The 15,189-nt window shown below is 35.0% G+C and carries 7 protein-coding genes; 6 read left to right on the top strand and 1 reads right to left on the bottom strand.

The window, feature by feature from the left end:
* Positions 1-27 precede the first annotated feature (27 nt).
* The 5 genes from FUA22_RS00355 to FUA22_RS00335 all read left to right on the top strand — a co-directional run bounded on the left by FUA22_RS00355 (position 28) and on the right by FUA22_RS00335 (position 11,423).
* A complete protein-coding gene (locus FUA22_RS00355) occupies positions 28-1,389 on the top strand; it encodes a DUF1501 domain-containing protein (protein ID WP_394344018.1) in 1,362 nt (453 codons plus the stop codon).
* Positions 1,390-2,193: 804 nt separating this feature from the next.
* Positions 2,194-5,280: a SusC/RagA family TonB-linked outer membrane protein gene (locus tag FUA22_RS00350; protein ID WP_147765512.1), complete on the top strand. Its 3,087-nt coding sequence runs from the start codon at positions 2,194-2,196 to the stop codon at positions 5,278-5,280.
* A 13-nt stretch (positions 5,281-5,293) separates the two neighbouring features.
* Entirely contained in the window at positions 5,294-7,033 is a 1,740-nt protein-coding gene (locus FUA22_RS00345; RefSeq protein ID WP_147765511.1) for a RagB/SusD family nutrient uptake outer membrane protein, read from the top strand.
* 11 nt (positions 7,034-7,044) lie between these two features.
* Positions 7,045-8,619: a hypothetical protein gene (locus tag FUA22_RS00340; RefSeq protein WP_147765510.1), complete on the top strand. Its 1,575-nt coding sequence runs from the start codon at positions 7,045-7,047 to the stop codon at positions 8,617-8,619.
* A 278-nt stretch (positions 8,620-8,897) separates the two neighbouring features.
* Positions 8,898-11,423, top strand: coding sequence for a glycoside hydrolase family 2 TIM barrel-domain containing protein (locus FUA22_RS00335; RefSeq protein WP_147765509.1), 2,526 nt, complete (start codon positions 8,898-8,900; stop codon positions 11,421-11,423).
* Between the two features lie 187 nt (positions 11,424-11,610).
* On the opposite strand, the gene FUA22_RS00330 is transcribed toward FUA22_RS00335, so the two are convergent.
* Entirely contained in the window at positions 11,611-13,197 is a 1,587-nt protein-coding gene (locus FUA22_RS00330) for a tetratricopeptide repeat protein (RefSeq protein WP_147765508.1), read from the bottom strand.
* 419 nt (positions 13,198-13,616) lie between these two features.
* Between FUA22_RS00330 and FUA22_RS00325 the strand changes: the two genes are divergently transcribed.
* Positions 13,617-14,834 (top strand): glycoside hydrolase family 117 protein, encoded by a 1,218-nt coding sequence (locus tag FUA22_RS00325; RefSeq protein ID WP_394344017.1) that lies wholly within the window; start codon positions 13,617-13,619, stop codon positions 14,832-14,834.
* Positions 14,835-15,189: the final 355 nt, after the last annotated feature.

Here is a 15,189-nt window from a genome sequence, read left to right as displayed (position 1 = left end):
ACTTCTTTAGGTCTTGGAGCTCTCACCATGAGTCAAATTGTAAATCCGTTAAACGCTATGACATTTAACAATTCAGGAAATGGCATTCTTGGTAGACCGCACTTTCCTGCTAAGGCAAAACGGGTTATTTATCTATTACAAAGTGGGGCACCATCGCAAATGGATTTATTTGACTATAAGCCATTACTTGACAAAATGCACGGTCAAGAATTACCCGATAGCATAAGAAAAGGCCAGCGACTAACAGGAATGACTGCTGGACAAACTAATTTACCATTAGCCCGTTCTGTTTTTAACTTTAAACAACATGGTAAAAGTGGCGCTTGGGTAAGTGAGTTGATGCCTCATGTGGCCGAAATTGCAGACGACCTCACCTTTGTAAAGTCTATGTATACCGAAGCCATTAACCATGATCCTGCTATTACTTTCTTTCAAACAGGTTCGCAATTTGCAGGTCGGCCTGCCATAGGTTCTTGGGTAAGTTACGGATTAGGAAGTGATAATGAAAACCTCCCATCATTTGTAGTTTTGGTAACCAAAGATAAACGCGGACAACCTTTGTACTCTAGACTTTGGGGTAATGGGTTTTTACCTTCACAGCATCAGGGCATCCAATTTAGAGCTGGGAAAGACCCCGTTTTATACCTCACTAATCCAGATGGTGTTTCTGCTGAAATGCGAAAAGGACAATTAGAATCTTTAGAAGCATTACAACGTATTCAAGCCTCTATCACCGGAGACCCTGAAATTGATGCACGTTTAGCCCAGTACGAAATGGCATACCGTATGCAAACTTCAGTCCCTGAAGTAACCGATACTAGCAAAGAACCCGATTATATTTACGATATGTACGGTCCTGATAGCAGAAACCCGGGAACCTATGCTGCGAATTGTTTATTGGCAAGAAGACTGATTGAAAAAGATGTGAAATTTGTGCAATTATATCACCAAGGCTGGGACACTCACAACAACTTGGTACCACAAATAAAAAGGCAAGCTAAAGAAACCGACCAACCAACGGCAGCATTAATAAAAGATTTAAAGCAACGTGGTTTACTAGAAGACACTCTTGTAATTTGGGGTGGTGAATTTGGGCGCACAAATTACTCCCAAGGATCTTTGAAGTACAATACTTTTGGTAGAGACCATCATCCAAAATGTTTTACTTTATTTATGGCAGGAGCTGGTGTAAAACCAGGAATAACATATGGAGCAACGGATGACTTCTGCTACAATATCACAGAAAACCCAGTTCATGTTCATGATTTTCAAGCAACTTTAATGCACTTATTAGGAATAGATCATGAGAGACTCAATTTTAAATATCAAGGACGTAGGTTTAGATTAACCGATGTTCATGGGCATGTGGTTAAGGATATTTTAGCTTAAAGCATTAAAAACAAAAAAGCCTCTATCTTTCGATAAAGGCTTTTGTACACCACATTGACCTATTATCGAACCAAATATTGGAATTGTTTAAAAATCTAAACAAAAATTTCCCTTCAAAAAAATGAGCATAGATTTATCACAAATTCCTTATAGAACTCGGTTTAATAAAAATATATTAGTAGCATGTAGTTCCATTTTAAACTATGGTAACACTATTTTTTTGTTTAAAAATTTGAACTAGTAAATACCCTAATAACTATTTAACTTTGTTAACTCATCATTCCTATAGAGTTAAGTTCATAGCAAAAATCTTTCTGTTTTAATCAATTTCGGATATTCATCAAACTTTAATGTCAATGTGATATTAAAGAATTTTGTGAAAGACAAGTTCTCATTTCAAAATCCAATTCACTGAACAAAAACTGAACAAAGCATTTACCTTAAATGAGATTACTGCATACTTGATATTTTTTACAAATCATACAAAACACTGTAATACATAGAGTTAACATGAGGTGTCACGACCGTTTTTTTAGAAAGAAGAATTGATAATGCTCGTTTTTCTTAATACAAATAGAACTTCATAAAAACATGACAACTAACATTTATGTGTAAGTCTAAAGATTCTCAATAAACAAAAAAAACATGTTTTGTGTTCAGTTTTTATTGAGGGTGGTCATTATTAAATTCGATTGGTGATTCGATAAATTTACACCCATTTAATTATTAAAAACTAAATAATCAAAGTGTTTTGGTGTCATTTTGGCATTGGCACAGGAGCACAGAACTATCTAATTCATTATTATGAAAAGACAAAAATTAAAATTGATTAAAGTAAGCGTCTTGCTATTATTCCTAACTTTAGGATTGAGTGGGGTGCATGCTCAAAGCAAAACCATAAAAGGTGTGGTTTCAGCCGAAGGTGGACTTCCTCTACCGGGAGTTACTATTCTCATTAAAGGGACAACCACTGGTACAGCCACAGACTTTGATGGAAATTATGAAATAACTGCTAATTCTAATGACGTATTGGTATTTAGCTTTATTGGTTACGCTTCTCAAGAAATTACTGTGGGAAACAAAACAACTATTAACGTTACACTTGCCGAAAACCTTTCACAACTTGATGAAGTTGTAGTAGTAGGTTATGGTACTCAGAAAAAGAAAGAGGTTACTGGAGCGGTTGCAAAAGTTAATGCTGAAGAACTCCTAGAATCTCCAGTATCTGATATTGCTTCGGCACTTCAAGGTCGAGTTGCTGGTGTAAACATTCAAGCTAGCAGTGGTCGTCCTGGTTCTGGCGCAAACATACAAATTCGTGGTTTGGTGTCTTTGAATGGTGGCGAACCACTATATGTTGTTGATAATATTCCTCAAGAAGGCAATCCTAACATTGCTCCTGAACAAATAGAATCAATAGATATCCTGAAAGATGGTGCTTCCGCCTCAATTTATGGTGTGCGTGCTGCAGGTGGTGTAATATTAATTACTACAAAACGCGGTAAAGCCGGGAAAATGCAAGTAGATATTAATACGTATAGTGGTATCCAAAACATTACTTCTGGACCACCGTTGGCAAATACATTAGGGCATCTTTATAATAGAGAAACAACAGCTGAAGCGGCTGGGGGTGAGCCAAACACATTTTTCTTGGATGCCAACGCATTAGATTGGGATACGAATTTTGTGGATGAAGTAACAAATAATAATGCTCTAATTCAAAATGTTACTGCTAATATTTCTGGTGGGGCTGAGAATCTTACTTTTAACTTTAACACCAATTATTTTAAACAAGATGGTGTGATTTTAGGCTCAGACTTTAATAGATTAACCAATAGAATAACGGGTCAATTTACTAAAGGGAAATTCAAAGCTTTTGCATCTATGAGTATGACCCAAGAAAATAGAAATCAAGAACCTTTCAATTTTTATCAGTATGGCGTGGGTCAATTACCTCATACTAGACCGTTTGATGCAATAGAGTCTCAAGGTAGTGCTGTAGTTTTGGATGTTGAAAATGAAGTGTTTTTTAGTTATTTATCCAGGCAATTGGACAACGTAGATGAAAGAGAAAACAATAATTATAGTATGTCTCTTAACCTAGAATATGAAATTGCAGATGGGTTAAAGTACAAATTAAATATGGGGCGCAATCAATTTAACTTTTTTAGAAAGTTCTTTCAGCCACAATATTTAGCTATCGATAGAACTGGAAGATTAAATGAGTCTGCGTCCAGACTTAATGCGTCTTTACAGGAATTTTACAATTTCGCCAAAAGAGAAACCATTGAACATATCTTAAATTATAAGAAATCATTTGGTAAACATAACTTAGACCTTTTAGCGGTTGCTTCTTATGAAAGATTTGAAAATAAAAATATTTCTGTAGGGGTATTGTATGACGATATAGCTTCGAATGACATTCAAGTATTATCAAATGGGGCGGAAGGCATTAAACCTACAGGTGTTAATACTAAAAATACTATTGCAGGTAAACTAGCAAGGGTTCAGTATAATTATGATGGCAAATACCTGTTTTCTGCAAGTTTCAGAAGAGATGGATCTTCAAGATTCCCAAGCAATAACAGGTATGCCGATTTCTTTGGATTATCCGCTGGTTGGAATGTAAGTGATGAAAATTGGTTCAATGTTGAAGGTATTAACTCTTTAAAACTTAGAGGAAGTATTGCCGAGACAGGCTTTAATGGTATAGGAGATTATAGGTTCCAACAGATTATTGAAACAGGGGTAAATTATCCTTTTGGACCTAATGAAGATATGGTATTCGGTCAAGTTCAAAGACAATACAGCAATCCAGATGTAGCTTGGGAAACTACTATTTCTAGAAATATTGGTGTTGAAATAGGGCTTTTTAATAACAAATTGAATATTACGGCAGATGTATATCAAAATGATAAGGAAGATATGTTGATTAATCAACGTATAGCGCCATCTACTGGTACATGGCAACCATTTGCTGAAGGTGCCTATAATACAATCCCAGTTAACGCAGGAAACATGGTTAATAAAGGGATTGAATTAGGAATAAACTTTAGAGATCAAATAGGTGATGATTTTAAGTACAGTATATCTGGTGTGTTCTCTAAGAATGAAAATGAAGTTACAGAACTAGATGGTGTTAAGAGAGGTTTTGCAAATGGCTTTATAAATGTAAATGTTCCAACGGGAGAAGCAACCACCTTCCTTGAGGTAGGTCGTGAGGCTTATGCTTTTTTCCTATTTCAAAATGATGGGGTAATTAAAACTGCGGAAGAATTGGCAGAATATCAACTATTAGATAATTCTGCTGGTGTGATAAGTACTCCCCAACTAGGAGATATGCGTTATAAAGACATGAATGGAGATGGTGCTTTAACAGAGGATGACAGAGTGTATTCAGGATCAGGTATCCCAGAATTTGATGTGGGATTAAACTTAAACTTGAATTATAAAAACTGGGATTTAGCATGTCAAATGTTTTATTCTTATGGCGCAGAAATTTATAACGGTGGTAAGAATATTGCATACACTTTTGGACGTCATCAAGATCAGGTATTTCAATGGACTCCTCAAAATCCAGATTCAAATATTCCAACATACAGACAAACATCTGGCCATTCCAATATTAAGCCGTCATCAGACTATTGGTTAGAAGACGGTACGTATCTTAGAGTTAGAACGCTTTCTATTGGTTATACGGTTCCGGGGACAGAAAAGCTTGGCATTGAGAAGTTTAGAGTGTATTTGAACTCATTAAACCCGTTTACTTTTACTGAATACAATGGATATGATCCTGAGGTAGGAGGTAATGGTATAACTAATAGAGGGATAGATTTCGGTAATTACCCTGTATCGCGCCAATTTATGATGGGATTACAATTAAGTTTCTAAAAAAATAAATATTATGAAAAAAATTAAAAATAATTTAATCAAGTTTACACTGCTTTTTATATTCGTTACGACGAGTTGCAGCGAAGGTGTATTCTTAGATGAACAAAATCCAAATTTTATCACACCTGAGACGTTTTGGAAGACTGAAGGGCAATTTCAGGCTGCTCTAGCCACTGTATATGGTGCTTTGCAATACCGCTCCATCAGTGGTGCAGAATTAGTACAAGAATTTGTTTTAGGAGATATAGGTGGTACCGAATCGTGGTACAGACCTTTTGCGTTTAGAAACCTTGCATTTAATAATAATAGCATTCATGTAGTTGATAAGTGGGAAGAATGTTATGTTGGTATTTTTAGAGCAAATCAGGTTATCGTAAATCTCCAGACAGTAGATGAAGATGTTATGGATGATGATACTAAAGCAGTGATTGAAGGACAGGCACGCTTTTTAAGAGCATTTTTCTATTGGCAATTGGCGCACTCTTATGGTGGAGCTATGATTCATTTGGATGTAGCGCGTTCTACGGAAGATTTTAACCAGCCATTTTCTGATAAGGCAGAAATAACTTCAACTATAATTATTCCTGATTTAGAATTCGCAATGGCCAACCTACCAGAAACTTGGGATGGAGAAGACGTTGGTAGAATTACTTGGGGAGCAGCAACTAGTATGCTAGGAAAGGTTTACTTATTTGAAGAAAACTGGACTGAAGCTGCTAATTTATTTAAGCAAGTTATAGATTCTGGCAATTATGCACTTACTAGAGATATCACTGACAACTTTTGGCATGAAAATGAGTTTAATGAAGAGTCTATTCTTGAGGTTAATTACTCCTTTGATATCAATCCAGGAAACTCTGGATTCCCAGTAGATGATACACCTTTTAATACCGGTTCTGAATCAACTACATTATCAACTGAGATTGGTCGTTTAGGAGCTGGAGGATTTAACACAGTGCTTCCAACTTACAACCTTCATGAGATGCTAGTTGATGATGAGGTAGACCCAAACAATTCTATTAATGACGAAAACCTTCAGTCTAGAAGAATGTATGGTACCATTGCGCCTCAAAACGGAGAAGGCCTGTGGTATCTTGAACCTTATGGCGCAATCGGCGGATGGGGTGGTGGCCAAAGCGCTTATGTTAAAAAGCACTCAAATTGGTATCATTTGCCAGCAGAGCCTGCACAAGGACGTGGCGGTATTAATTTTAGACAAATAAGATATGCAGACGTACTGTTGATGTATGCTGAGGCTATTATTGAGTCTAATGGAGACTTCATGACTGCTTTGGAATATGTGGATATGGTAAGAAGTCGTGCAGGTGTATATACCTTGCAGCAGTATATGGATATGAACGGTGGAACATTTCCTCAATTGCATGTGAGTAAACAAGTTGTAGTTAATCAGGTAAATGGAGACCGTCCGTTTGTTGCACCAAGTGCAGAAACTGTTATGACCCACATTCGTCGTGTTGAAAGACCTTTAGAGCTTTGTTATGAAGGACACAGATGGAAAGATTTAGTGCGTTGGGGTATTGTTCAAGAAGTTTTTGATGAGCTTAGAGCTGATGAAATTTGGCGTCAAGATAACTTAGCTTCAATTCAGGACCCAACTGAGCAACCATTTGTAATAAATGGACAGGTACGACCAGACTTTACTGTTGCTCAAAGTATTTATGATCCAGCACAACATGACTATTTCCCTATACCAAGTACAGAGATACAGTCTAATGAAATTTATAATCAATAAAATTGCTTATTATGAAAAATTTTAAAATTTTAAGTTTTCTCTTCGCAATAGGCTTGCTTTTTGTAGGCTGTGGAGAAGATTTGTCCGTTGAAACGATGGACACGAACCATAGAATTATAGTAACCTCTGAAATGGATTTTGAAAATAGAGTTTCTGTCAATGGACACATAGACTTTGGTGATATTTCAAGAGGTGTTGTTTCTAGACAATGGACTTTACCTGGAGGTACTGATGTATCTGTAATTGCTGAAAACGGTGAGAACACCTCATCAGAAGCGATAATTAAAGGTGTTTTTTACAAGCCTGGAGTTTATGATGTTACATTAAGCCAAACATTTGGTGGTGATGTATACCCAAATGATGATAGTACCCAACCTATTAATGGTAGAGAATTAGATACAACTATTGTTGTTACTGTACTTGATTCAATTAAATCTACATTAAAATTGTACCACGTTAATGATGATGGAACAACTGGAGATGAATTAGTTTTAGCCGATGATGCAGAAAATGAAGTTACCGCAAGCAAATTTGTAAGATTAACTTTTGATGCAGTTGGTGAACCAGACGGTGCACTATGGACTTCTGATGGCGGTAAACCAGATAGAATCCAAACCACTTTAAATGAAGTAGACATGAAGTTTAACTCTTTAGGATCCTATGATGTAAATTTCATAGCTTCAAGATTCCGCCCAAGAGACGCTGACACTATTTCCTTTGAAAAAATCATAAAGGTTATTCCTTCTACTGAACCTGTTGTTTTGGAAGCTGTTAGAGAGAAAGATGGTTTTGTAGCACTTCAATTTAGTAGAGATATGGATGATACAAGTTTAAATGCGAGCAACTTTACTGTAAGATTGGAAAATGGAGGAAACATCCTTAACCCAACTGTTGAAAATGTAACATTGGATGATGATGAAAAAAACATTGTCTTACTTGAATTGAGCGGTGAGCGTATGTATGATAATGATACGGCCTTTGTTTCCTATACACCTGGAAGTCTTAAAACGGCAGATCAAGTAGACGCCGATGCTTTTACGGATTTTATGTCCACTTCTGTTGGTGCCAACCCGAATTTTTATGAATCTACTGGTATAGATTTTGGCTTTGAATCAACCGCAGGTGGTGACTGGCCTTACCAATGGTGGGGTGGCATATGGGGTGAATATGATATGACCATAAATTCTGATATGCCACGTACAGGTAGTAATAGTATGTACATAGAGTATAGGCCAAATGGCGGAATGATAATAGCAGGTAATGCCAATTTCCAATTGGTAGTTGGTCAAGAGTATGAACTTGGTTATTGGCTATACGTGGTAGATGGAATTGCAAATGCGCCAACTGGAAACGCAGCCTCAGATATTAGATTCTACGCTAGCAACTGGGCCATGGGAGATTGGGCTACAACAATTTTTAGTTCTGATATGCCAACAGGTGAATGGGTTTACCAGAAGTTCTATTTTAAATCTAGTACTGACGCGGAAATTACTTGGTTAATTAGAGGATTCAATGAAAATAACGCCGATACCCTAAGGTTTTATATAGATGATATGGTTCTAGCAGAAGTTGAGTTAAGACCATAAATTTGTTAGTTTGATTTAGTTTAAAAAAGGGTTTGTCTTAAATTATAGACAAGCCCTTTTTTTTAAATCTTAAAAAAGATTACCTCAATTACTTCAAATGTGCATTTAAACATTTAACATTCAGATGTAGTTTACAGCGATATGAGGGAGCAAATTCAAATTCCTACTTTACCAACATTAAAAATTACTCAAAAAAGATTCTTCCAATTAAGGCGTTAAGTCAAACTTATGATTTGCCTTCAAGATTGATCATAGCACGAACAGATAATTAAAATTTCATGAGATTCTTACTTTTATTAATGTCAATTACTTTATTTCTACCTAAGGTAGATGCCCAAGATTTGCAACGGGAAACGGATTTTAACTTCGAATGGAAATTTGCCTTACAAAAAGACACTACAAAACCTAAAACTATTCCTTTAAAAGATAAAAAGTGGAGAACACTAAGATTACCTCATGATTGGAGTGTTGAAATGTCTTTTGATCCTAAATATGAAGGAGCTACTGGATTTCTTCCTGGTGGGGTTGGTGTATATCAAAAGCATTTTAAAACTACATCAAATAAGAAGGAGACAAACACTTACGTACTTTTTGATGGGGTTTATAATAATGCCACATTTTGGTTAAATGGTAAACTTCTAGGTGAAAACCCTTATGGGTACTCTCCTGTATATTTTAACTTAACAGATGTCCTTGAAGATGTCCATAATGAAAATGTATTAACCGTGCATGTAGACCACTCTAGATATGCTGATAGCCGTTGGTACACAGGAAGCGGGATTTATAGAAATGTAAAACTAATTACGGTTAACAAATTGCATATTCCTATTTGGGGCACCTTTCTTACTACTCCGGAAGTTTCCGCTGAAGAAGCTAAGGTTCATTTAGAAATAAAAGTGAAAAACGATTACAATGATGACAAGTCTTTTACCTTGTCAACTTCCATTTTAGATGCTTATAACAATGAGGTGGCACAACTTTCGGAAGAACTACATTTAGAATCGAAAACAGAAAACACATTTAACCATTCTCTAACAGTTGCAAACCCTAAACTTTGGGATATTCAAAACCCCAATATGTATAAAGCAATTACTACTGTTTTAGTAAAAGGAAAAGTTATTGATAGGTATGAAACACCATTTGGAATTAGAAGTATAGAGTTTAATAAAGATTTTGGTTTTAAGCTAAACGGAAAAGTAACCGATGTAAAAGGGGTTTGCCTACATCACGCCGCTGGCTTGGTAGGTTCTGCTGTTCCTAAAGGTGTTTGGAGACGTCGCTTTGAAAGATTAAAGGCCTGCGGTGTAAACGCTATTCGCACAGCCCATAACCCTTATTCACAGGAATTTTTAGATTTATGTGACGAAATGGGGATCCTTGTTCAAAATGAGTTTTTTGATGAGTTTGAATATGCCAAAGACAAGCGTTTAAACTTCCACGATAGGCATGACGACTATATTACTAGAGGATATGTTGAGCACTTTAGAGAATGGAATAAAAGTGACTTAACCCGTACAATGTTAAGAGATAGAAATCATCCAAGTGTTTTTCAGTGGAGTATTGGGAATGAAATTGAATGGACATATCTTCATTACAGATATGTAACAGGTTTTTGGGAAAATCCTGATGACCCACAAGATTCTGGAAGTTATTGGAGTAGTGAACCATTATTTACACCCGATGAGATGAAAAAGCGATACGATGAAATTGAAAAAACTGAATACAACTTAACAGAAACAGCAACGCAGCTTAGTAAGTGGACCAAAGAATTAGATACAACTAGACCAGTAACTGCAAACTTTGTAGTGGCTCAAACAAGTATGGTAAGTGGTTATGCAGATGCTATAGATATTGCTGGTTTTAGTTACAGAAATAAAGATATTCCTTGGGCTTTAAAATATTTTCCAAACAAACAAATTACAATCAACGAAAACCCTGGCACATGGGATGATTGGAAACAAGTTTTAGAAAACCCTGGTGTTTTTAGTATTTTCATGTGGACCGGAATAGACTACATGGGAGAAAGACATGGAGATTGGCCCAATAAAAGTGGCTGGGGAGACTTGCTGGATTTAGCAGGTTTCAAATATCAAGGATGGAACTATTTTAAAAGTATCTGGGTAAACAAACCTCATATTTCAATAGGTACTATGCCCATGAAAAATTCAAGATTTAAGACTAATGAAATATCTGGTCAACAGCTTCCTGAAAATGCTGATGCATCTAGTAATTGGCGAGATTCTAATATGCATTGGAATTATGAAGAAGGTGAAATGGTAGTTGTTGAAGTTTGTTCAAATCATACTATTGTGGAGCTATTATTAAATGGTAAATCACTCGGAAGAAAAAGTATGTCTGAATGTCCAGATCGATTATTTCGTTGGATGGTGCCTTTTGAAGTAGGAACATTAACTGCAAAAGCTGGGTTTGATGGGCAAGAGGTAATTGCTGAATTACAAACAACCTCCAAACCCACTAGCTTAAAGCTCATATCCAATCAAGAATCTTTAAAGGCTGACGGCTACGATGTTGCTCATTTAGAAGTACAATTGTTAGACAAGAATGGATTAGAAGTAAAAACGGAAAATACAGACATAGAGTTTATTGTTGAAGGAGATTGCCGATGGTTAGGGGTAGATAATGGTGAAAGGTCCAATAGTCAAGATTTTCAGTCTAAAAAAATCACTACAGCCAAAGGACGTTGTTTGGCTATTCTTCAATCAAAATTTAAACCTGGTATTGTAAAGATCACTGCAAGAGCTTCTGGTTTTGAAGACAGAACAGTTAATATTGAGATTAAATAGGTTAATACAAAAGGAAAACTAGTGACTAAATTAAAGATTAGTCGCTTAGTTTTGAACAAACAATGGGGGGGGATCTATGATTTCCCCCATTGTTTGTTATGGAAGCAAAATCTCTAAATCTATTTTACGATACTGATAGAGTCTAATTAACAGACTTTTCTATATTAACTTAAGATTTTATGTCTGTTTAAATAGTCGAAATAAATTGAGTAAGATTCGTTCCTTTTTCTAGCTTTAATTTTCTTCTTAATCTATATCTAGAAGTGTGCACGCTTTCCATCGTAATACCGAGTAAGGAAGACATCTCCTTGCTAGAAAACCCTAGTTTCACTAAAGCACAGAGCTTTAAATCTGTAGGTCCTAAATTGGGAAATTTACTCCTAATATTATCATAAAAGCTTTGATTTATTGAAGTGAATCTAGCTTCGAATTCTTCCCAATTGCCACCTGGCGAATTTTGAAAACTGTTAACCATTCTATTTATTGCCTTTATATCTATTTCATCTGTCTTAGAAATACTCTCTTTTAGTTTAATTATAAATTCTTCTCTTTCTATTAATTGCAATGCCGAAGCTGTGAGCTCTCTGTTTTTTAGCTTCATAACTTCGTTCGTTTTTTCTTTTTCCATCCTGTGCTTTCTTCTTAAATTCCTAAAGAAAAGTAGACCATACAATAATAAAAAGATAACAACTACTCCCATCAAAATATTCTGTAAAAATCCTATTCTTTTTTGATTTTCGAGTTTTTCAATTCTAGCCTCCTTAAGAAGTGTTGTCTCTTTTTCTTTTTGAAGTCTATATTTATCTTTAATTTCAATTAAATGCTTGTTATTCTCGCTTCTTCTACCAAATATTTTTTCGTTTAACTCCTGTTCCTTCTTTTTAAAATGATAAGCTTCTTTAAAATCTCCTTTACTATAATAAATATCTGATAATACTTCATAGTTAAAATGCTTATAGCCCAAATGCCTATTGTACATTTCAGCAAATCTTAAAGATTCTCTATAATGCCTAATACTCTTATCAATACTACCCTCCATTCTATAAACCTCAGCTATTAAGAAATGGATTACTGTTAAATATGAAGGCTCAGTTGTTTGAAAATACATCTTTGCATCATATAGCAATTTATGCGCCCCATCATAATCCCCACCTACTGCTGCTTTATAGTAAGCTTTTTCAGACTCAACATAATACGATTTCTCATCAGGCCCAATTTTATTTAATGATACTTGACAACTATCTAAATAAGCCTTAGTCATTGTCATATTATCATTTACACGATAACAGTTAACCATTGCAAAATAATTACTAACTAAATAGTCTCGACTTATTTTCTTCTCCTCAAATAATCTTTTCTTTAACTTAAGAGACATATTAAAATAACGCAAAGACTCGTTCTCCCTTCTATAAGAAAGGTACAGCCACCCCAATTCCTGATACACTCTGGCTTTAGAAATATCATCATTTGATAAATCGGCCAATATTAGAGCGTCCCAATAACCATCATAAGATTTTCCATAATCCAGCACATTGTCGTATAATGATGAGAGTTGACATAAAGTGTTAATTAGATTTATAGTATCCTTTTTGGCAGAATAAAACTCAATACCCTTATTTAAATAATAAGTTGCACTATCTATTTTTTTTGTTGTTAATAGGTTGGCTTTGTCAATATATTTATTGGTTCCGTAAGGTGCTTGGGCATTTACATATAAGCACAATAAAATAATAGCAGCACTCAATATTTTTTTAAAACCTAAACTCTTCTTCATTTTATAAAATGTTATAAAAATTATGTCATTTTTTAACTTAACACTGCACGATATAACACTGAACACCATACAAGTTGTTTCAATCAATTTCAATATAATACTTGATTAGATACAGCCAATTAAAATTGAGGATTTTTTTAGGGATGTTCAGTTTTTATTCATGAAAAAACAAGGTGTTTCTACCATATATAATTGATATTTGTGAAAATACTGATGTTTAAATTGGTGTTATTTTGATGTAATGTATTTTTACTTCATCCAAAAAAATTTAGAAGATATAAACCAAAACAAACTGTTAGAACTAATGAAAATTGTTTCAATTTTTAAATGCTTCAACTGGCATAAAATAATTTAACTTAAGAGTAAATGGTACCCTTTGGTATGCACTTTTTTTAATAATTAAAAGAACAACTAAAATGATTTTTAAAACTAAAATTTTTCACTATCTATTTCTAATAACATTAATAATTTCGTGTAACACTAAACCACAGATTGAAACTGAGGATAAAGCTGATAATTCAGACTCTAAACAAATTACACAAGAGCAAATTGATCATTTAGGCATAACGGATGTAAACCATCTTAGTAGCGCTTCAAAAAGAGCGTTAAAATGGCCTACAGATTTGGGTAACGATTGGTTTATTGAATTTTCTGGCTTAAAGCCATTAAAAGGAGATTTGGCATATGAAGAAGGTGTTGTACGTAGGGATCCGAGTGCCATGATTAAAGAAAACGGTAAGTACTACGTTTGGTATTCTAAAAGCACTGGCCCTTGTCAAGGTTTTGGAGGTGATGTTGAAAATGATAAGGTATTCCCTTGGGATAGATGTGATATATGGTATGCAACCTCTGAAGATGGAGAAACTTGGAAAGAGGAAGGTTTGGCAGTTGCAAGAGGTGAAAAAGGAGAGTATGACGACAGATCTGTATTCACAGTAGAAATTATGAAACATGAGAACAAATACTATTTATGCTACCAAGCGGTAAAATCTCCGTATACAGTACGTGTAAAAAACCAAATAGGTTTAGCTTGGTCAGATTCACCAGATGGCCCTTGGACAAAAAGTAAGGAGCCTATTCTTAGTCCTGCTGACAATGGTATTTGGAAAGGTGAAGCCCAAAACAGATTTGCTGTTGAGAAGAAGGGTGATTTTGACAGTCACAAAGTACATGACCCATGCATTATACCGTATAATGGCAAATTTCACCTTTATTACAAAGGAGAACAAATGGGAGAACAAATTACTTTTGGTGGAAGACAAATTCGTCATGGTGTTGCTATAGCAGATAACCCTTTAGGGCCATACGTGAAATCACCTTATAATCCAATTAGTAATAGTGGCCATGAAATTTGTGTGTGGCCTTATAACGGAGGTATTGCTTCGTTAATTACCACGGACGGTCCAGAGAAAAATACTATTCAATGGTCGCCAGACGGTCTTAATTTCGAAATTATGTCAGTATTAAAAAGTGTAGATGCACATGCTATTGGGTTAAATAGGACAGCAGATAATGAAAAAGACCCTACAGAAATACTGCGTTGGGGATTATCACACGTTTACAATAGCTGGAACTACCAAAGTATCATGAAGTTTTCTTCAGAAAGAAAAACAGAACACCGTGCTCCTGGTGAATAAGATTATATAATACTTAAACTTAATCATTAAAGACAGTATCCTATTTTAGGCTACTGTCTTTAACTTTTTATACTTCATTTTTTTGTGTTGTATATTTTAAACCATGTACTTCCTACCTCTTATTCGTTTCACTAAACGAGGTTTTTTTTCTAAGTTCTTATTATATAGGCGTGACTTAAACAGAGAGAAGTAAAATCTTCACTTTTTTCATTAGAATTTCATTACTGCTTTTTTAATTCAGTCAATTTCCAATTTAAGTTATTCAGGATGATCTTTCTGATTCTATCATCACCTGTTAGATGTGAGCTAGAAGAAGGTAAAAACTCTATAACCAACTGCTAAGTTGCTACTTAAA

Source organism: Seonamhaeicola maritimus, assembly GCF_008056315.1.
In the GTDB taxonomy this organism is placed as follows: Bacteria; Bacteroidota; Bacteroidia; order Flavobacteriales; family Flavobacteriaceae; genus Seonamhaeicola; species Seonamhaeicola maritimus.
The sequence above is the reverse complement of the archived record's forward strand: the minus strand, read 5'-3'. Positions and strand labels throughout refer to the sequence as shown.